23 protein-coding genes and 1 other RNA gene are annotated in these 25,032 nt (G+C 63.2%); 12 read left to right on the top strand and 12 right to left on the bottom strand.

Annotated elements, in window-relative coordinates; genetic code table 11:
• The first annotated feature begins 256 nt into the window (after positions 1-256).
• Complete coding sequence (locus tag M729_RS0112975) at positions 257-1,396, top strand: hypothetical protein (RefSeq protein ID WP_024503420.1); 1,140 nt, start codon at positions 257-259, stop codon at positions 1,394-1,396.
• A gap of 20 nt (positions 1,397-1,416) precedes the next feature.
• Here M729_RS0112975 and M729_RS0112970 read toward each other — a convergent pair whose 3' ends face one another.
• Entirely contained in the window at positions 1,417-3,018 is a 1,602-nt protein-coding gene (locus M729_RS0112970) for a cisplatin damage response ATP-dependent DNA ligase (RefSeq protein ID WP_027161793.1), read from the bottom strand.
• Positions 3,019-3,022: 4 nt separating this feature from the next.
• Entirely contained in the window at positions 3,023-4,033 is a 1,011-nt protein-coding gene (locus M729_RS0112965) for a ligase-associated DNA damage response exonuclease (protein ID WP_013527947.1), read from the bottom strand.
• A gap of 107 nt (positions 4,034-4,140) precedes the next feature.
• Between M729_RS0112965 and M729_RS0112960 the strand changes: the two genes are divergently transcribed.
• Both M729_RS0112960 and M729_RS0112955 read left to right on the top strand, forming a co-directional pair.
• Positions 4,141-5,070 (top strand): methyltransferase domain-containing protein, encoded by a 930-nt coding sequence (locus M729_RS0112960; protein ID WP_027161792.1) that lies wholly within the window; start codon positions 4,141-4,143, stop codon positions 5,068-5,070.
• A gap of 286 nt (positions 5,071-5,356) precedes the next feature.
• Positions 5,357-5,719 (top strand): hypothetical protein, encoded by a 363-nt coding sequence (locus M729_RS0112955; RefSeq protein WP_027161791.1) that lies wholly within the window; start codon positions 5,357-5,359, stop codon positions 5,717-5,719.
• Here M729_RS0112955 and M729_RS0112950 read toward each other — a convergent pair whose 3' ends face one another.
• From M729_RS0112950 to M729_RS0112915, 7 genes are all read right to left on the bottom strand, one after another.
• Positions 5,720-6,661 carry a glyoxylate/hydroxypyruvate reductase A gene (locus tag M729_RS0112950; protein ID WP_013527944.1) on the bottom strand — a complete coding sequence of 314 codons (942 nt, stop codon included), beginning with the start codon at positions 6,659-6,661 and terminating at the stop codon, positions 5,720-5,722. It abuts the gene before it with no gap.
• 29 nt (positions 6,662-6,690) lie between these two features.
• The gene (locus tag M729_RS0112945) at positions 6,691-8,322 is read right to left on the bottom strand and encodes an ABC transporter ATP-binding protein (RefSeq protein WP_013527943.1); all 1,632 of its coding nucleotides are present in this window, start codon (positions 8,320-8,322) and stop codon (positions 6,691-6,693) included.
• Positions 8,319-9,464, bottom strand: a complete 1,146-nt coding sequence (locus M729_RS0112940; protein WP_027161790.1) for an ABC transporter permease — start codon at positions 9,462-9,464, stop codon at positions 8,319-8,321. Before M729_RS0112940 ends, M729_RS0112945 begins: the two co-directional genes overlap by 4 nt.
• Positions 9,464-10,561: a microcin C ABC transporter permease YejB gene (locus M729_RS0112935; protein WP_013527941.1), complete on the bottom strand. Its 1,098-nt coding sequence runs from the start codon at positions 10,559-10,561 to the stop codon at positions 9,464-9,466. Before M729_RS0112935 ends, M729_RS0112940 begins: the two co-directional genes overlap by 1 nt.
• A gap of 30 nt (positions 10,562-10,591) precedes the next feature.
• Positions 10,592-12,460, bottom strand: a complete 1,869-nt coding sequence (locus M729_RS0112930; protein WP_027161789.1) for an extracellular solute-binding protein — start codon at positions 12,458-12,460, stop codon at positions 10,592-10,594.
• Complete coding sequence (locus M729_RS0112925; RefSeq protein WP_027161788.1) at positions 12,460-14,337, bottom strand: extracellular solute-binding protein; 1,878 nt, start codon at positions 14,335-14,337, stop codon at positions 12,460-12,462. Before M729_RS0112925 ends, M729_RS0112930 begins: the two co-directional genes overlap by 1 nt.
• A gap of 157 nt (positions 14,338-14,494) precedes the next feature.
• A complete protein-coding gene (locus tag M729_RS0112915) occupies positions 14,495-15,172 on the bottom strand; it encodes a cytochrome c family protein (RefSeq protein ID WP_013527938.1) in 678 nt (225 codons plus the stop codon).
• Positions 15,173-15,364: 192 nt separating this feature from the next.
• Here M729_RS0112915 and M729_RS0112910 point away from each other — a divergent pair, with 192 nt between their 5' ends.
• Together M729_RS0112910 and M729_RS0112905 are read left to right on the top strand one after the other, a co-directional pair.
• Positions 15,365-16,093 carry a 3-deoxy-manno-octulosonate cytidylyltransferase gene (locus M729_RS0112910; RefSeq protein ID WP_027161787.1) on the top strand — a complete coding sequence of 243 codons (729 nt, stop codon included), beginning with the start codon at positions 15,365-15,367 and terminating at the stop codon, positions 16,091-16,093.
• Between the two features lie 9 nt (positions 16,094-16,102).
• On the top strand, positions 16,103-16,966 hold the full coding sequence (locus M729_RS0112905; protein ID WP_013527936.1) for a prephenate dehydratase: 864 nt from the start codon (positions 16,103-16,105) through the stop codon (positions 16,964-16,966).
• Here M729_RS0112905 and M729_RS0112900 read toward each other — a convergent pair.
• From M729_RS0112900 to M729_RS0112890, 3 genes are read right to left on the bottom strand one after another with little or no spacing between them, the layout of a single operon-like run.
• Positions 16,963-17,268, bottom strand: a complete 306-nt coding sequence (locus M729_RS0112900) for a Dabb family protein (protein WP_027161785.1) — start codon at positions 17,266-17,268, stop codon at positions 16,963-16,965. The genes M729_RS0112905 and M729_RS0112900 overlap by 4 nt on opposite strands.
• A 37-nt stretch (positions 17,269-17,305) precedes the next feature.
• Positions 17,306-18,250 carry an NAD(+) diphosphatase gene (nudC, locus tag M729_RS0112895; protein ID WP_013527934.1) on the bottom strand — a complete coding sequence of 315 codons (945 nt, stop codon included), beginning with the start codon at positions 18,248-18,250 and terminating at the stop codon, positions 17,306-17,308.
• A 41-nt stretch (positions 18,251-18,291) separates the two neighbouring features.
• Positions 18,292-18,711, bottom strand: coding sequence for an HIT family protein (locus M729_RS0112890; RefSeq protein WP_013527933.1), 420 nt, complete (start codon positions 18,709-18,711; stop codon positions 18,292-18,294).
• Between the two features lie 172 nt (positions 18,712-18,883).
• Here M729_RS0112890 and ffs point away from each other — a divergent pair.
• The 7 genes from ffs (at position 18,884) to M729_RS0112860 (ending at position 24,935) form a co-directional block, all read left to right on the top strand.
• Positions 18,884-18,980, top strand: an RNA gene (gene ffs, locus M729_RS1000000137110) — signal recognition particle sRNA small type.
• Positions 18,981-19,085: 105 nt separating this feature from the next.
• A complete protein-coding gene (locus tag M729_RS0112885; protein WP_027161784.1) occupies positions 19,086-20,903 on the top strand; it encodes a DNA polymerase III subunit gamma/tau in 1,818 nt (605 codons plus the stop codon).
• A 30-nt stretch (positions 20,904-20,933) separates the two neighbouring features.
• Complete coding sequence (locus M729_RS0112880; RefSeq protein ID WP_013527931.1) at positions 20,934-21,257, top strand: YbaB/EbfC family nucleoid-associated protein; 324 nt, start codon at positions 20,934-20,936, stop codon at positions 21,255-21,257.
• 25 nt (positions 21,258-21,282) lie between these two features.
• Complete coding sequence (locus tag M729_RS0112875; protein WP_027161783.1) at positions 21,283-21,690, top strand: hypothetical protein; 408 nt, start codon at positions 21,283-21,285, stop codon at positions 21,688-21,690.
• Between the two features lie 229 nt (positions 21,691-21,919).
• Complete coding sequence (locus M729_RS0112870; protein WP_013527929.1) at positions 21,920-22,846, top strand: cell wall hydrolase; 927 nt, start codon at positions 21,920-21,922, stop codon at positions 22,844-22,846.
• Between the two features lie 191 nt (positions 22,847-23,037).
• Positions 23,038-23,643: a recombination mediator RecR gene (gene recR, locus M729_RS0112865; protein WP_027161782.1), complete on the top strand. Its 606-nt coding sequence runs from the start codon at positions 23,038-23,040 to the stop codon at positions 23,641-23,643.
• A gap of 26 nt (positions 23,644-23,669) precedes the next feature.
• The gene (locus tag M729_RS0112860; RefSeq protein ID WP_032808367.1) at positions 23,670-24,935 is read left to right on the top strand and encodes a lytic murein transglycosylase; all 1,266 of its coding nucleotides are present in this window, start codon (positions 23,670-23,672) and stop codon (positions 24,933-24,935) included.
• The last annotated feature ends 97 nt before the right edge of the window (positions 24,936-25,032 follow it).

Genomic DNA, 25,032 nt, shown 5'->3' with positions numbered 1-25,032 from the left:
TCCTGCGGCGGCGTCATGGCACCCTCGAAAGCCGGCCGCCGCCTTGTCCGCCAATCAATCGTCAAGGGGATGCGGCGCACGGTGCGTGCGCTCCCCGCGCGTGAAGATCGGTGAAACATGCTGATTTTGTTGCCGGAACAGCGCCGGAATGGACTTTGCATACCTCCGCGAGGCAGAATGCGCCGCTCGCCCGTTGATTGATTGGTCGCCTGCGGCTAACGATCACGGCAAGGTTGGCAAAGACAGAGGGACCCGCTTGGACGCGATCGAAAAAGCGATCCGGAACGCCTTGGAGAAAGGCAATGCCGAGGACCGCGCGTTCCGCGAGAGGGTCTATCGCTCGGCTTTTGCCGCGCTTGATCGCGCGCTCCAGGCCAATCCCGGTGTGACCGTTGAGGTCGCCATCAAGCGCCGCAAGGCAATCCAGGCGAAAATCACCGAAATCGAATCCGAGTTCCTGCCGGCGGTGCCGGATGTCGGCCCGCAGGGCGATGCACCGGCGGTCGAACTCGGAGCGGACCCGGCGCCCGCGGTCGAAACCGGCCGACAGGCATCGTCCCCCGATGTCGTCGTCGACGGCCCCGTGCAATCCGCTGCCGATGCGCCGCGCTCGCGCGTCCTGCCCGTCGTTCCCGACATCATGCCGGACGCCACGCTTCCCGATGCTCCGGCCATCGACATGTCGGTTCCGGCCGCGGCCGGTGCGACCACGGAAGTGGCGCCCGACCGCGATGAACGACGCATAAGGGGGCGTCGCCTGCCGCTGACCGCCATCTTCCTGACCGTGACACTGCTGGCAGCGGTTGGCATCGGCCTGTTCTTCGCCGTGCAGACCGGCGTGTTCAAGACGTCGGCCCAACTCGACACCGCACCACCTGAAGCGCCGCCGACCGTCGAGGACGACGATTTCACACCGGCCGACGGCGGTCCGGCAAAACCCGGCGCCGCCGACCAGTCGCGCGACTGGATCAATGTGTTTTCGCCGGCCGATGCATCGCATGTCAGTGCGCCATCGGACGCCAGGGCCGAGGTGATGAAGGACGATACCGGTTCGTTCCTGCGCATCCGTTCCGGCGCGTCCGGTTCGGCGATCAGCTTCGACGTTGGACAAGGCGTGCTGGAGAAACTGGCCGGCAAACATGCCGTGTTCGACATCATTGCCCGCTCCGAAGAAGGCAAGGAGACGCAGATTTCGGTCGACTGCAATTTCGGCGAACTCGGCGACTGCGGCCGCAAGCGCTATGCGGTCGGCCAGCAGCAGAACGAATATCTGTTCGACGTGCAGTTTCCCGACAAGCATCCGGGCTCGGCCGGCACCATTGCCATCAATTCCGACTTCGACAAGCAGGGCAAGGCCGCCGACATCTACGAAATCCGCGTTTCGATCGAGCCATAGCGAACCCTGCACGCGCGAAATTAGCGGTCGAGCAGCGCCTGCAGCGTTTCGATGCGGTCGGCCTCGTTGGCCGGCTTGTCCCAGCGCAATCGCGAAATGCGGGGAAAGCGCATGGCGACGCCGGATTTGTGCCGGGTCGAGCGGTTCAGTCCTTCGAAGGCGACTTCCAGCACCAGGCCGTTGTCGCGGTCGGCCCGCACCGAGCGCACCGGCCCGAAACGCTCGATCGTGTTGTCGCGGACATATTTGTCGATCTGCTTCAGTTCCTCGTCGGTGAAGCCGAAATAGGCCTTGCCGACCGGTACCAGTTCCTCTTCGCCTTCGGCACCTGTCCAGACACCGAACGTATAGTCGGAATAGAAGCTCGACCGCTTGCCGTGGCCGCGCTGCGCATACATCAGCACCGCGTCCACTGTGTGCGGATCGCGTTTCCACTTGAACCACGGACCTTTCGGCCGGCCGGCGACATAGGCTGAGTCCCAGCGCTTCAGCATGACGCCTTCGATGATCGGATGCGGCGGCGCCCGGCGCAGTTCCTCCAGCGTTTGCCAGTCCGTGAAGTCGACGAATGGCGACAGATCGAAACGGCTCGGGTCGAGTGTCGCGACAAAGCTTTCCAGCCGGCCGCGCCGTTCGCGAAACGGCAGCGCGCGCAAATCCTCGCCGCCGACCTGGAGCAGATCGTAGCAGCGCATGAAGGCCGGGTATTGCTGCTGCATCTTCGGTGCCACCGTCTTGCGATTCAGCCGTTGCTGCAGATCGGAGAAGGTTCCCGTCGCCTCCCGGGGATCGCCGACAAGCAGTTCGCCGTCCAGCGTTGCGGAAAAATGCATGGCCTCGGCGAGGTCCGGAAAGGCGCCCGAAACGTCATCGCCGGTGCGCGAATAGAGCCGGCGGATGCCGCCCTCCGCCACCGCCTGGACACGGATGCCGTCCCATTTCCATTCGGCGGCATAATCCGCCGGATCGAGCTTTTCGAGATCGCCGTCGCCGACCGGGTTCGACAGCATCACCGGGCGAAACAATGCCAACGCCGTGTTCCTGGGCTTTTCGGCCTTGCCTTCCAGCCAGGCGAACAACGCTGTGTAAGGCGGTGACAGCCCGTGCCAGAGCTCCTCGATCTCCGCGACCTCGACCTTGCCGAAATCCGCCAGCGCCTGTTTGGCCAGACGCGTCGACACGCCGATGCGCAGGCCGCCGGTGACCAGCTTGATGATGGCAAAGCGTGCCGAGATGCCGGCGCTGTCGAGCAGCCCTGCCAGCACCTTCGGTCCGTCGGAGCGGCTTGCCGCCTGCAGCTTGGCGACGACCTCGCCGAGCGTCGGCTCGCGGTTCGGGATGTTTCCGGGCGTTTGCGGCCAGACCAGCGACACCGTTTCGGCGAGATCGCCGACATAGTCGTAGGAATAGCCGAACAGCACCGGATCCATGCGTTCGGTGACGAGCATGCGCAGCATCGCCGGCTTGACCGCGGCGATGTGGAGATCGCCCGTGATGGCAGCCAGCGCCAGGCCGCGATCGGGATCCTCGACGCTGCGGAAATAGTCGGTCAGCAAGGTCAGCTTGCCGTTGCGCGACGGCGTCAGCACCAGACGGTCGAGAAGTTCGGCGAAGCGGTTCATGGCTTCAATCGCCCTCGTCCTCGTAGCCCACCAGGTGCAGCGGCCGCGCCGCGATGCCTTTGAGCTCGCACCAGCGGACCAGCGCCTCCTCGCGGCCATGCGTCACCCAGACCTCTTCGGCTCCGGTCTCCTTGATGGTGGCGGTCAGCTCATCCCAGTCGGCATGGTCCGAGATGATCAGCGGCAGTTCGACGCCGCCCTGCTTGGCGCGCTGGCGGATGCGCATCCAGCCTGACGCAAAGCACGAGATCGGATCGGGAAACCGCCGCGCCCAGCGATCCGCGAAGGCCGAAGGCGGGCCGACGACGATGGCGCCGGCAAAATCATCCTTGCCGCCGCTTTCGACGGTCGCCGGTTCGAGGGTGCCGAGATCGATGCCTTGGCTCTGGTAGTACTCACTGAGTTTGGCCAGCGCGCCATGGATGTAGAGCGGCCTGTCGTAGCCGGCGTCGCGCAACAGCCGCATCACCCGTTGCGCCTTGCCCAGCGCATAGGCGCCGACCAGATGCGAGCGTTCAGGGAACTGCGCGGCCGATTTCAGCAGGCGGGCGATTTCTTCGGTGTCCGGGGGATGGCGAAACACCGGCAGGCCGAACGTCGCTTCGGTGATGAACACATCGCACGGGATCGGCTCGAATGGCGCGCAGGTCGCGTCCCTCTGCCGCTTGTAGTCGCCGGAAGCGACGATGCGCGTGCCCTGATGCTCGACCGCTATCTGCGCCGAGCCCAGCACATGGCCGGCCGGATGGAAGCTGACGCTGACGCCATCGAGGGCAATCGTCTCACCGAGCCTTGCCGCTTGTGTTGTTCCAGCGAAATCCTCACCGTAGCGCAGCCCCATAATGTCGAGCGTCTGCTGCGTCGCCAGCACCGAGCGGTGGCCGGAACGCGCGTGGTCGGAATGGCCATGCGTGATCAGTGCCCGGTTGACCGGCCGCACCGGGTCGATGAAGAAATCGCCCGGCGGGCAATAGAGGCCCTCGGGCCGGGGGTGAAGCAGAACACTGGTGCGCATGGTCTCCAAGATAGGATATAATTCCGCGGCGGGAAGCCCTGTTGTAAGTCACTGCTGACTCCCGCATAGAGCACCGCCGGCTCGATCCGCCGGCAGGACCCATCGCCATGAAACCGCTTCAGGCTTCGTCCGGCGACTTGAACGCCGATCGCCGCGCCGACTATGCCGAGATGCTGCACGCGGATGGCGATCATGCGGCGGCGGCGGAATTGCTGCTCGGTGCGCTGGAAATAACGCCGCAATGGGCGATGGGCTGGTTTCGCCTCGGCGAGATGCAGCAGGCGGCGGGCGCGGCGGATCTGGCCGCGCAGGCGTGGACGATGTCGCTGCAACTCGATCCATCGGATCGTCAAGGCGCTGCATTGAACCTGCAATTGATCGGCAAGGCGCCGGCGGTCGATGCGCTCCCCAGCGCCTTCGTCGAGACCTTGTTCGACCATTATGCCGAGAGCTTCGACGAGTCCCTGGTCGGCAGGCTGGGTTACCGCCTGCCTGGGATGCTCGACCAGGCCATTCGAGCGGCAAGGCCGGGCCGCTTCGCGCTGGCGCTCGATCTCGGCTGCGGCACAGGCCTGATGGGGCAGAGGCTGCGGCCGATCGCCGACCGGCTGGAGGGGTATGACATTTCGGCCAAAATGTTGAGAAAGGCGCGGGCCAAGGGCGTCTACGATTTCCTCGACAAGGCCGATCTGCGGGATTTTTCCTATGCCGGTCCGAAAGCCGATCTGGTGACGGTGGCCGATGTTTTCATCTATGTCGGTGCGCTGGGCGGCGTGGTGAAGACGATTGCCGGCCTGCTGGCCACGGATGGCCTGTTCGCGTTTTCCGTCGAGACGCTGGCTGGCGATGGCGATTTTGCGCTGCTGCCGTCTCGCCGCTATGCGCATGCGCAACGCTATGTGCTCGACGTGCTGGCCGCCAACGGGTTTTCGGTCCTGTCACTGGAACCAACCGCGATCCGGCAGGATCGCGGGGAACACGTCAACGGGTTGGTCGTTGTGGCCAGGGCTCCGAACTCAGCTGAACAAAGGACCTGACGGCAGCCGGTCGGCGGTGTCGGCAGCTTTTCGTCGGGTGCGATAGGAATTTTTTCTTGACACCCTGCCCTCAGCTATGGTACATTTTCGCCCATGGTGCTGATTTGCGCCAGTGACCCGCCGGACAGGCGGGNTTTTCGTTTGATGCTCCGTCAGCCGCGCGCCTGCGGAGGGGCAGCCTCGCCGCCTCGCAAATATTCCTGCTGTGAAAAAGTCCGATTTGCATGCGCGACTGATATTTGCGATCTGCTCGCGTCAGGGCGGGATATCAGGAGGAGCATAGCCGATGCGCTGGAACATGATGATCTTGGCCTCTTGCCTGCTGACCGCCGGCTGTGTCGGTGGCACTTCGATGTCGGAACAGCAGGATGCGAACATCCAGTCGTCCCTGCAATACGACAGCGTGCCGTGCGACCAGTTGCTGGCGCAGCGCAATGGCTTGGCGCAGCAATACAACCTGCCGATCAAGGCCAAGCCGACCTTCTCCAATCCGGCGATGGGCTTCGGCCCGTTCACGCCGGACATGCGCTCCAAGGCCAAGCGCGATACCGACAAGGCGAGCGGTGAGATCGATGCCATGAACCGGTCGATCGACCGACGCGACTGCGGCCAGCCGGAGAAGCAGAAGAAGATCGCTCTGCCTGGCTAGCTAGTACCCCGCCTTGCGGTCCACCAGATTGTCGAGCTTTTCGCCGCGTTCGAAGGCGTCCATCTGGCGCAGCATGATCGGCGCCAGATGCACCGGATCGGAGGTCGCCGCCGCATGTGGCGTCACGAACACTTTCGGATGCCCCCACAGCGGACTGGTCTTCGGCAGCGGTTCGACCTCGAACACGTCGAGGCTTGCCTCCTTCAACGTGCCGTCATCCAGCGCCCGCAAAATGTCGGCATCCTTCTGCAGGCGGCCACGCCCGGCATTGATCAGCACCGAGCCGCCGAGGCCGTTGCGTTTCCGCAGCTCCTTCAGCACGCCGTAGTTGATGATGCCCTTGGTCTCCGGCGTCAGCGGCAGAAGCACCACCAGGATGTCGGTTGCCTTGAGGAAGGGGATCAATCCAGCTTCGCCGGAATAGGTCGCGACGCCTTGCATGGCCTTGTCGGTGCGCGACCAGCCATTGACGGCAAAGCCGAGCGAGAGCAGCACCGAGGCCGCGGCGCGGCCGAGACTGCCGAGGCCCATGATGCCGACCGAAATGTCACCGGCAGGCCTCTGCTGCGGCTCATGCCAGATCTTCTTCGACTGCTGCGACCGGTAGAGCAGGCCCTGGCGGTGATGGTCGAGCACCCGCCAGACGACATATTCCGTCATGTACTGGGTGAGGTTGTCGGCAACGATTTTGACGATCGGCACGTCGGGCAGGCCGGGATCGGCGAAGATATGGTCGACGCCGGCGCCGATCGAGAAGATGGCGCGCAGATTGGGCAGCGACGCCAGGATGTTCGGCTTCTGCTTCCATACAACGGCATAGGTGATCGAGGGGTCGCTGGCGCCGTCCGGCTCCAGCACCACCTCGCGTTCGGCCGACAGCAGGTCGCGCCAGCGCTGCGGATGAAAGCCGGTGACGGCAAGCAGGATGCGGCCTTTTTCCATTGCGGTCCTTTAGTCCCTCTTTACGCAAATCACTCGCTGACGATGCCGACCGGTGCCGTCTCGATCTTGAAGGCGGCCGAGATCAGCGCCCGAGTATAGTCGGTTTGCGGATTTTCAAAAATCTGCTGGGAAGGGCCGGCTTCGACGATCCTGCCATTGCGCATGACGATGACGTCGTTGGCGAGCGCGCGGATGACTTTCAAATCATGGCTGATGAAGAGATAGGCGAGGTCGTGCTTGGCCTGCAGGCTGCGCAGCAGGTCGACGACCTGCGCCTGCACGCTCATGTCGAGTGCCGATGTCGGCTCGTCCAGCATGACGAAGCGCGGGTTGAGCACCATGGCGCGTGCGATGGCAACGCGCTGGCGCTGGCCACCGGAAAACTCGTGCGGGTAGCGGTTGCGGGTCGCCGGATCGAGCCCAACCTCCTTCAGCACGGCGGCCACCTTGTCGTCGCGCTCGTCGGGCGACAGCTTCGGCTCGTGGATCTTGAGGCCTTCCTCGATGATCTCGGCGATCGACATGCGCGGGCTGAGCGAGCCGAACGGATCCTGGAAGACGATCTGCAATTCGCGCCTGAGCGGCCGCATTGCGTTGAAGGACAGCTGGTTGATGTCGCGACCGTTGAACTGGATCATGCCGGTCGACGAGATCATGCGCGCCAGCGCCAAGCCGAGCGTCGTCTTGCCGGAGCCGGATTCGCCGACCACGCCGAGCGTCTGGCCGGCGCGCACGGTGACATCGATGCCGTCCACTGCCTTCACATTGTCGACGGTGCGGCGGAAGAAGCCCTGCTTGATCGGGAACCAGACCTTTATGTCCTTGCCGGTCATGACCGGCTTGGCGTCGGCATTGGCGGCCGGCGGCTTGCCCTTCGGCTCGGCCGCCAGCAGATGCCTTGTGTAGGCATGCTGCGGATTGGCGAAGATCTCCTTGGTCGGGCCGGTCTCGACGATCTTGCCCTTGGTCATCACGCAGACGCGGTCGGCAATCTTGCGCACGATGCCGAGATCATGGGTGATGAACAGCATCGACATGCCCTTGCGGCTCTTCAAGCCGGCCAGCAGTTCGAGGATCTGCGCCTGAACGGTGACGTCGAGCGCCGTCGTCGGCTCGTCGGCGATCAGAAGTTCGGGCTCGTTGGCCAGCGCCATGGCGATCATCACGCGCTGGCGCTGGCCCCCGGACAACTGGTGCGGATAGGCATCGAGGCGCTTGTGCGGATCGCGGATGCCAACCTCGTTGAGCAGGGCCAGCGTGCGCTCCTTGGCGGGGCGGTCGGCCATGCCTTGGTGCAGCTTCAGGATCTCGACGATTTGATGCTCGATCGTGTGCAGCGGATTGAGCGAGGTCATCGGCTCCTGGAAGATCATGGTGATCTTGTTGCCGCGCACCTGCCGCAACTGCTTCTCGCCCATCGCCAGCAGGTCGTTGCCCTGGAACACGATCTTTCCCGAGGGGTGGCTGGCGCTTGGATAGGGCAAAAGCTTCAGCACCGAAAGCGCCGAGACCGATTTGCCGGAGCCGGATTCGCCGACCAGCGCCACCGTCTCGCCCTTGGCGATGTCGAACGAGATGTGGTCGACCGCCGTCGACTGGCCGCCGCCCTGGCTGAAGGCGACGCTGAGGTCCTGTACGCTGAGCAAGGGGGCTTCGCTCATCGGAACGTCTTGCGCGGATCGAAGGCGTCGCGCGTCGCCTCGCCGACGAAGACCAGCAGCGACAGCATCAGCGAGATGACGACGAAGCCGGAAATGCCGAGCCACGGCGCATTGAGGTTGCGCTGCGCCTGCTTGAGCAATTCGCCGAGCGAGGCGGAGCCGGGCGGCAGGCCAAAGCCGAGGTAGTCGAGCGAGGTCAGCGTCGAGATCGAGCCCGAGAGCAGGAAGGGCATGAAGGTCAATGTCGCCACCATGGCATTGGGCAGCAGGTGCCGGAACATGATGGTGCGGTTGGGCACGCCGAGCGCCCGGGCCGCGTTGACATATTCGAAATTGCGGGCGCGCAGGAACTCGGCCCGCACCACGCCGACCAGCGCCACCCAGGAAAACAGCAGCATCAGGCCGAGCAGGATGAAGAAGCCCGGCGGCAGGATGGCGGCGACGATGAGCAGGAGATAGAGCACCGGGATGGCGGACCAGATCTCGATGAAACGCTGGAACAAGAGATCCGTCCAGCCGCCGAAATAGCCTTGCACGGCGCCGGCCGCGACGCCGATCAAGGCGGAGCCGGCGGTCAGGATCAGGCCGAACAGCACCGAAATGCGGAAGCCGTAGATGACGCGCGCCAGCACGTCGCGCGCCTGGTCGTCGGTGCCGAGCCAATTCCAGTTGCCGACGATGCAGGCGGGGTCGGCAGCACCCTGCGGATACTGGTTGCAGCGTGTCTTGGCGTCATACTGCCACGACGGCTTGGCCGGTGCTGCTTCGGGAATAGCGTTGTTGACCGTCTGATAGGAATAGCGCACCGGCGGCCAGATCATCCAGCCATTGGCGTTGATCTCGTCCTGGATGACCGGGTCACGATAATCGGTGACGGCATAGAAGCCGCCGAATTTTTCCTCGGGGTAGGCGACCAGCACCGGAAACAGGATCTCGCCCTTGTAGGAAGCGATGATCGGCTTGTCGTTGGCGATGAACTCGGAAAACAGCGACAGCACGAACAGGACGAGGAAAATCCACAGCGACCAGTAGCCACGGCGGTTGGCTTTGAAGTTCTGCAGGCGGCGCTTGTTGAGCGGCGACAGAAACGGCCGCTTGATCCGCGCGGGTGCCGCGTCGACGGGGACTGTAGCCTCCGACATCAGACGTCTCTCCGCTCGAAATCGATGCGCGGATCGACCCAGGTGTAGAGCAGGTCGGACAAGAGCCCGACGAACAGCCCCAGCAGCGAGAAGATGTAGAGATTGGCGAACACCACCGGATAGTCGCGCTCGACCACCGACCGGAAGCCGAGCAGACCGAGGCCATCGAGGGAGAAGATGTTCTCGATCAGCAGCGAGCCGGTGAAGAAGGCCGAGATGAAGGCGCCGGGAAAACCGGCGATGACGATCAGCATGGCGTTGCGGAAGACGTGGCCGTAGAGCACCTGCCGTTCCGACAGGCCCTTGGCCCGCGCCGTCACCACATACTGTTTGCGGATTTCTTCGAGGAACGAGTTCTTGGTCAGCAGCGTCGTGGTGGCGAAGGCCGACAGCACCAGCGCGGTCAGCGGCAATGTCATGTGCCAGAAATAGTCGACGATCTTTCCCCACCACGACAATTGATCCCAATTGTCCGAGGTGAGGCCGCGCAACGGAAACCAGTCCCAGAAAGACCCGCCGGCAAACAGCACCATCAGCATGATGCCGAACAGGAAGCCCGGAATGGCATAGCCGACAATGACGACGCCGCTGGTCCAGACGTCGAAGGGGGTGCCGTCCTTGACCGCCTTGCGGATGCCGAGCGGGATCGAGATCAAATAGGACAACAGCGTGATCCACAGCCCGATCGAGATCGACACCGGCATTTTTTCCAGGATCAGGTCGAGCACCGAAATGTCGCGGAAATAGCTGTCGCCGAAATCGAAGCGGGCATAGTTCCACAGCATCATGCCGAAGCGCTCGAGCGGCGGCTTGTCGAAGCCGAACTGCTTTTCCAGCTTCTTGATGAATTCCGGATCGAGCCCCTGCGCACCGCGATATTTCGAGCTGACGTCACCGGCGGCATCGAAATTGCCGCCAGCACCCGCGTCGCCGCCACCACCGCCGAGGCGGTCGCTGCCGCCCTGATTGGTCAGCCGGGCGATGACCTGTTCGACCGGACCGCCGGGGGCGAACTGGATGACGGCGAAGGATATCGCCATGATGCCGAACAGCGTCGGGATCATCAAAAGGATGCGGCGCAGGATATAGGCGCCCATCAGGCCTTCTGCCCTCGTTGAGCGAACATCTCAGCCTTTGCCAATTCTTGCCGCCTTGCCCTTATCGAACCACCACAGCGTCTCGACCGGAAAGCCGAAATCGGGCTTCTGTTCGACAAAGCCGAACATGTCCCAATAGGCGACGCGGTGATTCGCCAGATAGTATGTTGGAATCCAGTCCAGCCGCGCGCGCAAGACCCGGTCGAGCGCTCTGAGCGCCGTGACGAGTTCTATACGGTCTTTCGCCTTGGCTGCTGCCGCGATCAGGGCGTCGATGGCCTTGCTTTCGGTGCCCGGATAGTTGCGTTGCCCCGGGATTTTCGCCATGCGGGAATCATAGAGCATCTGCAGGCTGTCGTCAGTCGGCGTCGCCCCGATCGACCAATGCAGCAAGGCAAGATCGAAGTCGTAATTGCTGTGCCGCTGCTCATACTGCGCCGAATCGATTTGCCGGATCGATGCGTCGATTCCGATCGCCTTCATATTCTCCGACCACGGGGTGTAGATACGAACGATGCCATCGTCCTCCGCCAGCATTTCGACCCGCAGCCGCTCACCCTTGTCATTGACGACGAAACTGCCGTCGCGCTTCCAGCCGGCTTGCGCAAGCAGTCTCGAAGCCTCGCCCAGCAGCTTGCGGTCATGGCCCGAACCGTCGGACAGGGGCTGTGTTACCGCTTCACCGAAAACCTCTGGCGGCAACTCGGCCCGGAATGGCTCCAGCAGGGCCAATTCGTCAGGCGAGGGCAGGCCTTCGGCCTTGTAATCCGATCGTTCGAAGTTCGATTGAGAACGCTCGTAGGAGCCGTAAAACAAGGCCCGCTTCATCCATTCGAAATCGAAACATCTGGCGATCGCCCGCCGCACCCGCTCATCGCGGAATTGCGGACGACGCTGGTTCAGCGCGACGCTCTGCATGTCTGGCGTCTTCTCGCCGGGAAATTCCCGTTTGAGGACCTTGCCGTCCTTCAGCGCCGGAAAGTCGTATCCGGTCGCCCATACCCGTGAGGTGAATTCCTCGCGAAAATGCGTGTCGCCTTTCTTGAAGGCCTCGAATGCCGCCTGCCGGTCAAGATAGAAGTCGATGCGGATGCGGTCGAAATTGTAGAGGCCGCGGTTCACGGGGAGATCGCGGCCCCAATAGTCGGCGACGCGGTCATATTCGACCGTCTGTCCGGCCGCCACGCGCCCGATCTTGTAGGGTCCCGAGCCAAGCGGCGGGGTCATGGTCGAAGCATCGAAATCATTGGCCGTGTAAAATGCCTTGGAGACGATCGGCATCCCCACGATCGCAAGGATGTTTTGCGCCGACTGCTTGCCGTTGAGGGTGAGATCGACGGTGGTGGGATCGACCGCAACCACGTCGGTCATGTACCGCAACGCCTGGGAAAGGTTCGGATGGCCCTTGTCCTTATAGAGCTTCAACGCGAAGACAACGTCTTGCGCGGTCAGCGGCGAGCCGTCGTGGAAACGCGCTTGCGGTCGCAGCACGAAGCGGAAACCGTTGCGGTCCGGCGACAGGGTAACGGTTTCGGCAAGCAGGCCATAGACTGCATCCGGCTCATCGAGCGCGCTTGTCATCAGCGAATCGAAACAGAGTTCGGCGCGCGGCGGCGCCTCCCCCTTCAACACCAAGGAATTCAACGTGTTGAAGGTCAGGAAGCTCTGATTGAGGGTTGCGTTCGGCGGCGCGAAATTCATCTGGCCGCCCTTGGGCGCGTCCGGATTTACGTAGTCGAAATGCGCGAAATCGGGCTTGTATTTGAGGTCGCCGAAGGCCGACAGGCCATGCAGCTTGATGCCGGTCGCAATGTCGCCGAAGGCCCGGCCGGGCAACAGGGCAGCGGCTGCCGCGGCACTGCCCAGGGCGAGAAAGTCGCGGCGGGGCAGGGCCGCCATCAATTGCCGCCCTTGTATTTGGCCGCCAGCGCCTTCTCCTTGTCCGGGTCGATCCACCAGGAATCGATGTCGGCACCGACATAGGCGGGCTGCTTGTCGGGGAATTTGAACTTGTCCCAATAGGCCAGCCACACCGCCGACCGGTGATATTGCGGCAAGACATAGAAGTTCCACAGCAGGATGCGGTCGAGCGCATGGGTGGCGGCGACGAGATCGTCGCGATCGGTGGCGAAGATGATGCGATCGACCAGCGCGTCGACGGTCGGATCCTTGATGCCCATCAGATTGCGCGAACCGGGCGAATCGGCAGCTTTCGAGCTCCAGAAGTCGCGTTGCTCGTTGCCCGGCGATTCCGACTGCTGGAGGATGCCTGTGACGACATCGAAATCAAAATTGTTGACGCGGTTGATGTACTGCGTCTGGTCGATGATGCGCAAAGTGGCATCGACACCGATCTTGCGCAGATTGGCGATGTAGGGACTGGCGATCACCTGGTCAGTGTCGTTCCAGCCGAGGATCTCGAACTTGAACGGCGCGCCGGTCTTGGCATTGACCATCTTGCCGCCCTTGATCACCCAGCCCGCCTTGGCGAAGAGATCGACTGCCTGTTTCAGGTACTTCCGTTCCGCCTGCGGCGAATCGTAGACCGGCAGCTTGAATTCCTGGGTGAAAAGTTCGGGCGGCAGCTTGTCGCGGTATTTTTCCAGGATCTCCAGTTCCTTGCCTTGCGGCAGTCCGCTCGACGCCAGTTCTGTGCCCTGGAAATAGCTCGATGTACGGGTGTTGAAGCCGAAGAACAGGGTGCGGTTCATGCTCTCGAAATCGAATGGGATGGTCAGCGCCTCACGCACCAGCCGGTCCTGGAACAGCGGCCGCCGCTGGTTGAGGACGAAACCCTGCATCGGTTGCGGCGCCTGGGTCTGGAAATCCTTCTTGATGACATCGCCGGCCTGGAATGCCGGGAAATTGTAAGCCGTCGCCCACTTACGCGAACTGTATTCGCGGTTGATGTCTTCCAGCCCGCCTTTGGTGAAGGCGAGCCAGGCAGCATTGTCGTCGAGGATATAGGTGTAGCGTCGGGTGTCGAAGTTCTCGCGGCCGATCTTCACCGGCAGCTTGGCCGCCCAGTAGTCCGGCACACGCTGCCAGATGATCTCCGAGCCGGGCTTGAAGCTGGCGATCTTGTAGGCCGCCGAACCGAGCGGGATTTCCAGGGTCGGCTTGGTCACGTCGCGTTTCTTGCCGTTGGCATCGGCGCCTTCCCACCAATGTTTCGGCAGCACTGCGAGGTCGCCGATGATCTTGGGCAGTTCGCGATTGCCCTTCTGGTTGAAATGGAACTCCACCTCGCGGTCCGAAATCGCCACCGCATCGGTGACATTCTCGAAATAGCGGCTGTATTGCGGGCTGTTGGCCTTGAGCACCTGGAACGACCAGATCACGTCATCGACGGTGATCGGCTGGCCGTCATGCCATTTGGCGCGCGGATCGAGCCGGTAAGTCGCGGAGGAATAGTCATCAGGATATTTGTAGGCATCGGCGATCAGCGGATGGCTGGTGCTGCCTTCATCGGTCGCCTGCTCCATCAGCGTGTCGTAGAGCAGGCCGCCGCCGAACCCGACCAGGCCGGCGGCCGGTGATCCCTGGACGACATAGGGATTGAAACTGTCGAATGTGCCTGGCACCACCGAATTCAGCGTGCCGCCCTTGGGCGCGTTCGGATTGACGTAGTCGTAGTGCTGGAAATTGGCGCCGTATTTGGACTCGCCGATCAGCGATGAGGTGGTGCGCCATTCGTCGGCGCGGGCAGCCTGCAATCCCGCCGCCAGAAGGGCTGCCGCCAGCAACGACTTGAGAAGCGTTCGGCCAACCGTCATGCACTATCCTCTTCGCGATGCCCGTTCATGGGCAATCTAGATGATTTGGCGCTCGTGAAAACCGTCATGCGCGGCTTTGTCGCCGCCTATGCGGTTTTCCCAATAAAAAAGCCGGGCTGAACCCGGCTTTTTCAAGGTCGTTGAGATGATATCGAAATTATTGGGCCGGCGCCGGTGCCGGTGCGGCCGGAGCCGGGGCGGCGGGAGCGGCCGGCGCGGCACCCTCAGCCGGCTTTGCCGGAGCGGCTGCATCGGCAGGCTTGGCGCCTGCATCGGCGGCGGCACCGGGTGCCGGCAGCGGCTTGGGATTGTCGGACAGCGTGCGCAGATAGGCGATGACGTTGGCGCGGTCCTCGTCCTTGGGCAGGCCGGCGAAGCCCATGGCGGTGCCCTTCACGAATTTCTTCGGCGAGGTGATGAAGTGGTTGATGTTGTCGTAGGTCCACTTCTCGGTGCCGCCCTTGGAGAATTCCTTCATGCCGGCCGAATAGGCAAAGCCTTCATGCTCGGCGACCGGGCGGTCGACGAGGTCCCACAGGTCCGGGCCGACCTTGTTGGGGCCGCCCTTTTCGCCGGAATGGCAGGCCTGGCACTTCTTGAAGACGGCAGCACCCTGCTCGACATTGGCGGTCGCCAGCAGATCGGCGATCGGCTTGGCCGCGGCGGCAGGCGCGGCCGGACCGCCTTCGGCGGGCTCGGCGGCCTCGATGGCGAAACCAGGCTTTTCCGGCGCCGGCGACGCAAACAGCGCATCGGACACAATGCCGACCGAGAAGACGACGAAAACGGTTCCGAGCAATCCGGCGAGCAGTTTGTTGACTTCGTTGGAATCCATACGCCCCTTGCTCCCTTTTCCGGCGGACAGAACCGTCCACTCCGTCCGTCGGTATCGTGACCGTCCTGCCAGGGCGGTCAAATCGGGCGGAAACTAGGTCTTTTGCTGCGGCGTTGCAACACCTATAAGGGCGCTTCCAGTGAGACCTTTTGCCACTTTCCCTGTCCTCTTTCGAGACGCCTTGCACCCGAAATGTCCACGCTGATCCTGATCCCGGCCCGCATGGCTTCGACCCGCCTGCCGGGCAAGCCGCTGGCCGACATCGCCGGCGCCCCGATGATCGTCCATGTCGCCCGCCGCGCCGCCGAAGCCGGCCTTGGCCGGGTGGTGGTGGCGACCGACACGCAAAGCGTGGCGCAAGCGGTGCGCGCGCACGGTTTCGAGGCCGTGATGACGCGCATGGATCACGAATCCGGCTCCGACCGCATCCACGAGGCGCTGGTCGCGCTCGACCCCGGGCGCAAGGTCGAAACCATCGTCAATGTGCAGGGCGACCTGCCGACCATCGATCCCCGGATCATCGCCGCGTCGCTCAGGCCTTTCGAGGACAGTGCGGTGGACATCGCCACGCTCGGCGTCGAGATCGTCCGCGATGAGGAAAAGACCAATCCCAATGTCGTCAAGATCGTCGGCTCGCCGCTTTCCGGCAGCAGGCTGAGGGCGCTCTATTTCACCCGTGCCACAGCGCCTTGGGGCGAGGGGCCGCTCTACCATCATGTCGGCCTCTACGCCTATCGCCGCGAAGCACTCGAGCGTTTCGTCGCGCTGAAGCCGTCGCCGCTCGAACGGCGCGAGCGGCTGGAACAGTTGCGGGCGCTGGAAGCCGGCATGCGCATCGACGCCGAGATCGTCCAGTCGCTGCCGCTCGGCGTCGACACGCCTGAAGACCTCGAACGCGCCAGAACAATCCTTTCAACCTGAGATATCGGCATGCCTGAAAAGACCAACAGAATATCCTTCCAGGGCGAACCGGGCGCCAATTCCGACACCGCCAGCCGCAACATGTTTCCTTCGATGGAGCCGTTGCCCTGCCCGACCTTCGAGGATGCTTTCAACGCGGTCGAGACCAACAAGGCCGACCTCGCCATGATCCCGATCGAGAACACCATTGCCGGGCGCGTCGCCGATATCCATCATCTCCTGCCGGAATCGAAGCTGCACATCGTCGGCGAATATTTCCTGCCGATCCATTTCCAGCTGATGGTGCTGCCAGGCGTCAAGCGCGACGAGATCAAGACGGTGCACAGCCACATCCATGCGCTTGGCCAGTGCCGCAAATACGTTCGCAAGAACGGTTGGAAGGCGATCGTCGCCGGCGACACGGCCGGCGCCGCCAAAATGGTCTCCGAGGTCAAGGACCGCAGCATGGCGGCGCTGTCGCCGGCCCTGGCCGCGACCCTCTACGGGCTCGATATCATCGAGCAAAACGTCGAGGACACCGACTCAAACGTCACCCGCTTTGTCGTCCTGACCAAGAACAAGCAATGGGCCGAGCGTCCTTCGCCCGACGTCAAGATGATGACGACCTTCATCTTCCGCGTCCGCAACGTGCCGGCCGCGCTCTACAAGGCCATGGGCGGCTTCGCCACCAACGGCATCAACATGACCAAGCTGGAGAGCTACCAGCTGGGCGCTTTCACGGCGACGCTGTTTTACGCCGACATCGAGGGCCATCCCGACGACCCGCTGGTCAAGCTGGCGCTGGACGAGCTTCGTTTCTTCTCGCGCGAAGTGCGCATTCTCGGCGTCTATCCGGCCAGTGAGTCGCGTGAGCAGTGGAAGGTTGCGGACTAGATCACCGCGCCCAGCGGCACATAGTCGATCTCCATGAACGTCTCGACCTCCGGCACCCAGCGGTCGCGCACGAAGGCGACATGGTCGGGATGGTCGTTGTATCTGGTGTAGGCGGCCTGGTCGGCGAACTCCATGGAGAAGCCGAAACGATAGTCGTTCTTGGGGCTGATCTGCCGCAATTGCTCGAAATGCGTGACGCCCCTGATCGCGGTGAGAATCCTCTTGGCGTCGACCAGGAACCGCTTTTCCTCCAGCGAATGCGGCGGATGCTTCAGCGTGAAAACGACGGTGTGACGGATCATGTCCTGCTCCTGCAATGTCTTTAGGTGTTCGCTGCCATCATTCTGAATCGACCCAGGCGCGGATGAGGTGATGCGCAATGGCGCCTTTCGGCGGCGTGATCAGATTGTCCTGGTGCGTCCTTTCCAGCATCCGGCGCACCTCGTCGCGAAAAAACCAGCGGCAGTCCTCAAGCTCGTTGAGGTCGGCCTGGATATCGTCATTGAGCGGCTCGCCGAAGCAGCCGATCATCAGCGAATAGGGGAACGGCCAGGGCTGGCTGGCGTGGTAGACGACGCGGCCAAGCCGGATGCCGGCCTCTTCCAGCGTCTCGCGGCGCACCGCCGCCTCGATCGTCTCGCCCGGCTCGATGAAGCCGGCGAGGGCCGAATACATGCCAGGCGCGAAATGACGGCCGCGCCCGAGCAGGCACTTCTCCCGCGTCGCCGTCAGCATGATCGCCACCGGGTCGGTGCGCGGAAAATGCTCGGTGCCGCAATTCGGGCAATGCCGCTTGTAGCCGCCGGCCCGCATCTGCGATTCCGTGCCGCATTTGCTGCAGAAGCGATGGCTGGCATGCCAGGCGAGCAAAGCCGCCCCTTGCGCCATCGCGCCGGCCGCCGCCTCGTCGATCAGCCCTTGCATGTAGACCGAGCGGTAGTCGATGGCCTTGACTGTTTCCGGAAGCTGTTCGGGTTCGACGCCGGCGGGCACGGCCAGCACCGGTCCTCGTTCGGAAAAGCCGAGCAGGATGCCTTGCGCCAGGGAAACCTTGAAGGGCTCGCTCTCGGTCGCACCGAACCAGGGATCGAGAGCGCCGCCATCGCCGAGCTTCAGATAGAGCCGGCCGCCATGCATCAGAAGCAGCCGCGTCGCCGGATCGGCCAGCGCCTTGTCGACCGAATCGTCGGCGCGGTTCTCGGACTGCCGGTCGATCGTGTTGCCGGCGAAGCCGACGAACTGGCTCGGCTCGCGCAAAGGCGCGTCAAACAGGCGGAAGCTCATGGGGACTCTGGAATATGTTGAGGGATGGACACGGGGAACGCTTATAGCGCCGCCTTGATCGTTTCGGCAAACCGTCGCAAGTCGGAACGTTGATAGGGCTCTCGCAGGCCATGTCCCCACACAGGACCTGGCCAGCCGGGATCGCCTTCAGAACGCGCGATGACATGGATGTGCAACTGGCGCACGATGTTGCCGAGCGCGCCGGTGTTGATCTTGGTGCAGCCGGTCGCTTTCTTCAGCGCCTGCGCCACCATATTGGTCTCGAAGGTCAGCATCGCCTGGTCGAGCGGCGTCATGTCGTGGATTTCCTCCGCGCCGGGGCGCTGCGGCACCAGCAGCAACCAGGGCCAGCGGCGGTCGTTCATCACCCGCAGCTCGCACAGCCCAAGCCACATCAACTGCTCGCTGTCCGCCTCCAGCCGTGCGTCCAGCGTGAATCCGGCCTTCAGGCCCGGCAGCATCGGCGTTTCCCTTGCTTTTCTTGTTTTCCTCAAACGCAGGAACGCTAGAGCGGCGGCAGGGGGGCTGCAAGCGAATCATTGCGTCCCTCACGCTTTGGTGCGCCAATTCCATATTTTTGCGATTTCTGCGGCGCACTTGCATTTCGTCGCGCAATTGCCGATATGGAAAGCGGGAGGTTGGTGGTGGACGATCCACTCGCCAACCGGGTCAGGTCCGGAAGGAAGCAGCCCTAACGAGCCCGGAACGGGTCATTGTTCCAGCCTCCCACCTCATCGGCCCCTCTCGCGACATTGACGACGCATTGCAGCGCGGGCGAGACTATGCGCAGGAATCGGCCGCCTTCGGGCGCGGCCATTTGGAGCTTTACGGGCGTATGAGCGAAGCCGGAAATTCGGGACCAAAGAGCCTGGAGATAGGCAAGGCCGCCGCCTATCGCGTGCTGGCACGCAAGTACCGTCCTTCGAACTTCTCCGAGCTGGTCGGCCAGGAGCCGATGGTGCGCACCCTCACCAACGCCTTTGCCACCGGCCGTATCGCCCAGGCCTGGATGCTGACCGGCGTGCGCGGCGTCGGCAAGACCACGACGGCGCGCATCCTCGCGCGCGCCCTGAACTATAAAACCGCTGATATCGACCAGCCGTCGGTCGACCTTGCCGTCCTCGGCGAACATTGCCAGGCGATCATGGAAGGCCGCCATGTCGACGTCATCGAGATGGACGCCGCCTCGCACACCGGCATCGACGACATCAGGGACATCATCGAGCGCGTGCGCTACGCGCCGGTCTCGGCCCGCTACAAGGTCTATATCATCGACGAAGTGCACATGCTGTCGACGCAGGCCTTCAACGGCCTTCTGAAGACGCTGGAAGAGCCGCCGCCGCACGTCAAATTCATCTTCGCCACCACCGAGATCCGCAAGGTTCCGATCACCGTCCTGTCGCGCTGCCAGCGCTTCGACCTGAGGCGCATCGACGCCGGCGCGCTGGTCGCGCATCTCGCCTCGATCTCGGCCAAGGAGGGCATTTCGGTCGACGCCGACGCGCTGGCGATGATCGCGCGCGCCGCCGAGGGCTCGGCCCGTGATTCGCTCTCCATCCTCGACCAGGCGATTGCCCATGGCGCCGGCTCTGTCGGCGCCGATGCCGTTCGGGCGATGCTGGGGCTTGCCGACCGCGCCCGCATCGTCGACCTGTTCGAACATGTGATGAAAGGCGATGTCGCGGCGGCCCTTGGCGAATTCCGTGCGCAATACGATACCGGCGCCGATCCGGCCGCCGTGCTGACCGACCTTGCCGAATTCAACCACCTCGTCACCCGGCTGCGTTTCGTGCCGACGGCCATCGAGGATGCCTCGCTATCCGAGGACGAGCGGCAGCGCGGCGCCGATTTCGCCAGGACGCTGTCGGTCAGGGTGCTGTCGCGGACATGGCAGATGCTGCTCAAGGGCATTCCAGAGGTGCAGTCCTCCAACCGGCCCGTCAGCGCCGCCGAAATGGTGCTGATCCGGCTGGCGCATGCCGCCGACCTGCCGACGCTGGACGAGGCGTTGAGATCGCTTGAAGGCGCCGCGCCGGCGCAGAATGGCGCGCTGCGCCCAAATGGGGCGCCTGCAGGCAACGGCAACGGCAACGGCGCCAGCGCGGTGGCGCAGACGCGCATGCCATCTGGCCCGGGCGGCGCGCAGACCATGCGGCTGGTCGAAGCCTCGCCTGCGCCCGTTGCCTACGTCGCTCCGCCGGAGCCGGTCACGGAGGCGCAATCGGCGCCGCTGAAATCGCTGGCCGACATCATTGCCCTGGCAGACGCGCAGCGCGACATCGCCTTCAAGGTGCTGGTCAAAAGCTGCATCCGGTTTGTACGCATCGAGCCCGGCCGCATCGACGTCGGCCTGACCAGCGATGCGCCCAAGATGCTGCTCAACGACCTGACGACGAAATTGCGCGCCTGGACCGGTCGCAGCTGGCTTGTCTCGCTGTCGAAGGAAGAGGGCGGCCAGACGCTCGCCGAAATGGAATCGGCCAAACGCGAGACGGCTTTTCTCGATGCCAAGAGCGACCCGACAGTGGCCGCCATCCTGGCGCGCTTTCCCGGTGCCAAGATCATCGACGTGCGCATTCCGGACGCGCCGGAAGCCGAAACGGCAGAGGCCGAAGTGCCGGTCGAGCCGCCGGCTGACGACGATGAACCCTGATCCAGCTACGAATCCGCAAAGGACCCGACCATGAAAGATCTTCTCGGCCTGATGGGCAAGGCGAAGGAAATGCAGGCCAAGTTCCAGGCCATGCAGGACGAGATCGCCACGCTGGAAGCGTCCGGCCAGGCCGGCGGCGGCCTGGTCAATGTGACGCTGACCGGAAAATTCGAGATGAAGTCGTTGAAGATCGATCCGTCTCTGTTCAAGGAAGACGATGTCGAGATCCTGGAAGACCTCGTGCTGGCCGCTCACAACGACGCCAAGACCAAGGTCGAGCAGATCATGCAGGAAAAGACCAAGGCGCTGACCGCGGGCCTGCCGATCCCGCCGGGAATGAAACTGCCCTTCTAGCATTCGGCGCGCCTCCGTGATCGACATGGCCGAAGAGCCGTCCGAAAGACTGATCGAGCAGCGTATCCGCAACAGGATCTACGAGATCCTGGAAATCCTGGCCGATTGTGACGACGGCGTCGATCTCGTCGGCATCAAGGGTTATTTCTATCTGTTCGAGGATTTCCTCCATCGCCCATCGATCGAAGCCGGCACATCGGCGCTTTCGAAGGACGAGCGCGCGATCGTGCTGGAGATCGCCGAATTCCTCGAGGCGGCAAGCGAGACAAATCCGGACTTCACCAAGGCTGAGTTCATAGACAGCGGCTGGCCGGGAAAGATCGCGCCGACGGCCAGGGAGGCGCGGACGCTGTTCCTCCGGCGCGGCCTGTTTTCGGAGAAGGTCGAGGAGCTTGAGCCTGGCCAGCCGGCCGCGATAGCGGCCGGGCGGTAGATCGCTTCAGGAAAAACCGCGTGGTGCTTTCCCTTGGGGCAATTGCGGCGAAACAAAGAGAGAGCGGTCATCGCTTTTGTGAAATGACGGCTCGATCTATCTGGAAAGCCACGAAATTGTGCCAATTTGGCAACAGTACGTTGTTAATAACGTTTTGGCCATCATTTTGCCCGAAAGTGTCTCATTCTTGCCGCAGCCTGGGGCGGGCACGAAGTGAGAGGGTTACCTGTTGATTTCCACGCGATGGAAGACGCCGCTGTTGCTCGGCGCCGTCATTTCACCCCTGTTTTTGGCTGCCTGCAGCCAGACCACTTCACACGGCATGTCCGTCGCCAGCCTGACCGACGCCATCACGCCGGGTTTCCTGAGTTCAGGGGCCTACAGCCACACGCCGAAGGACAAGGAATGCCTGGAACGGGCGATGTTCTTCGAGTCCAACCGCTCGAGCCGCGACGGCATGATCGCGGTCGGCACGGTGGTGATGAACCGGCTGCGCTCCGGCAACCATGGCAGCACCATCTGCCAAGTGGTGGGCGAGCCCGGGCAGTTCGCGCCTGGTGTCATGACAAGGCCGATGAATTCACGCGCAATGCCCGATGTCGAGGAAGCCGCCGACGCGGTGCTGAAGGGCGAGCGCAAGTCCAAGCTCAAGAACACCATGTTCTTCCACACAGCCGGTCTCCGCTTCCCCTACAAGAACATGCACTACACCATGGTTGCCGGCGGCAATGCCTTCTACGAGAAGCGCGGCCGCAACTGGCAGCCGCTGCCGGATGAGCCGCAGGTCGCTATTGCCTCGGCGGCGCCCGACAAGTCAGCCGCGCCGGTGACGATGGTCGCGTCCGCCGAGCCGGTGCGTCCAGCCAGGACGGCAACCGTTCGATCCGCTCCCGCCCAGCAGACCTATGTGACCGCCGCCGCCGCGCCGGCCGCGAAATCCGCGCGTGTCTCGCAAGAGCCGACGGTGGTGGCGATGCAGGAGCCGATGGAAGAGCCGGATGCCGCGCGTTTTGGCGGAAGCTTGAACACAAGGGTCATCTCGTCGGTTCAAGACGCACCGCAAGAGGCGTCGATGGGGTTCCAGTCGACGCCTGAGAACACAGACGCCATTGGCGCGATGATTGTCAGCCAGGGCCGGCCGCTCGAGACCAACTGATCTGCGCCCCGCGGTCCGCCAAGGCCCAATATGGCGGTCATGCGGATGCAGATGTTCCAAAGCGCTCTGAAAAATCCTGGAGCGGTTCACCGTTTCGCGGAAACGGTGAACCGCTCCAGCTTTTCGTTTTGACGCAATTCCGGACGGAAAACCGCTTCGCACTTTTCCTGGAATTGCTCTAGATCAGAGCGATGTCGAAGCGAATCGCCGGTCCCGAGATCGAACGTCTGATCCAGCTCCTGGCCAAGGTGCCGGGGCTGGGACCCCGTTCGGCCAGGCGTGCCGCCCTTCATCTGATCAAGAAGAAAGAGCAGCTTTTGTCGCCGCTTGCCGCCGCCATGGCCGAGGCGGCCGACAAGGTGCGCATCTGCTCGACCTGCGGCAATGTCGATACATCGGACCCTTGCATGATCTGCACCGATCCGCGCCGTGATGCCGGCACCATCATCGTCGTCGAGGACGTCTCCGACCTGTGGGCGCTGGAGCGCGCGGCGGCGATGAATGTGCGCTACCACGTGCTCGGCGGCACGCTGTCGCCGCTCGACGGCATCGGCCCCGAACAGCTCAACATCCGCTCGCTGATCGACCGTGTCGCCGGCGGCGAGGTCAAGGAAATCATCCTTGCCGTCAACGCCACGGTCGAGGGCCAGACCACCGCGCATTACCTCACCGACCAATTGTCCGGTTTCGACATCAAGGTGACGCGCCTTGCGCATGGCGTGCCGGTCGGCGGCGAACTCGATTATCTCGACGAGGGTACGCTGGCCGCGGCGCTGCGTTCGCGGACGGCGTTTTGACAAAGTTGCGGCAGAGGATGCGGAGCATGATTTTTGCGCGTGCGAAGGAACGCAAACCTCTCAGATTGGCTCTGTTTTCCTTTTTTGCAGTTCTTCTCTCGGTCTTTTCCACCCCCGCCTCCGCCGCAAAGATCGACGACCAGTTCCGCGCCTGGCTGCAGAACGACCTCTGGCCACAGGCCAAGGCGAAAGGCATTTCCAAAACCACCTTCGACGCCGCCTTCGACGGCATCAAGCCCAATCTGAAGCTGCCGGACCTGGTCAAGCCGGGCGAGAAGGCGGCCACGCCGCAGAAGCAGCACCAGGCCGAATTCGGCTCACCCGGCGCCTATTTCGCCGAGAAGACGGTTCGCGCGGTGACGGCGGGCGGGCGCGCGCGCGAAGCCGCCAATGCCAGGACACTTGCGGCCATCGAAAAGCGCTATGGCGTGCCGGGCGAAGTGCTGCTGGCGATCTGGGGCCGCGAGACCGGATTCGGCGCGGCGAAGATGCCTTATGACGCCTTCGAAGTGCTGGGCACCAAGGCATTCATGTCGACCAGGAAGGACTTCTTCCGCACCGAACTGCTTGCCGCACTCGAGATCGTCGAGCGCGGGCTGGCTCCGGTCGGCGCGATGAAATCGTCCTGGGCCGGCGCGCTCGGCCAGCCGCAATTCATGCCGACCTCGTTCCTGAAACATGCCGTCGATTTCGACGGCGACGGTCGCGTCGACATCTGGAACTCGACGCCGGACGTGTTGGCCTCGATCGCCAATTATCTCGTCCACTATGGCTGGGTAAAGGGTCGTGGCTGGGGATTCGAGGTGACGGTGCCGGAAAGCGTTTCCTGTTCGCTGGAAGGCCCGGACCAGGGCAAGAAAATCTCGCAATGGGCTGATATGGGCATCAAGCGCGTCGGCGGCAAACCGTTTCCAGTGAGTGAGCTGAAGGCCGAAGGCTTTCTGCTGATGCCGGCAGGGCGCAGCGGCCCGGCCTTTGTCGCCACGCCCAATTTCTACGTGCTGAAGCAATACAACACCAGCGACCTGTACGCGCTGTTCATCGGCCATGGCGCCGATCGCATCGCCCATGGCGATCAGAACTTCGCCGGCAGCTGGGGCGCGGTCGGCGGGCTGCACCGTTCGGACATCGCCGCCCTGCAGCGGGCGCTGGAGGCCAAGGGCTATGACGTCGGCAGCGCCGATGGCCTGCCCGGCTTCAAGACCCGCCGCTCGATCGGCATATGGCAAGCCAAGAACGGCCGCGCCGCCACCTGCTTTCCTGACGCCGACCTGGTCGCAGTGCTGAAATAGCTCCGAAATTAGCAGATTTTTCTCGATCGGCAGCCTCGATTGGCTGGCCTATGCGTCGACACCCCACCGGCCTTTCTGGCCCAATGAGCCGTCGTAT

Source organism: Mesorhizobium sp. WSM1293 (genome assembly GCF_000513875.1).
Classification (GTDB): Bacteria; Pseudomonadota; Alphaproteobacteria; order Rhizobiales; family Rhizobiaceae; genus Mesorhizobium; species Mesorhizobium ciceri.
This window is presented reverse-complemented; position numbering and strand designations above follow the sequence as displayed.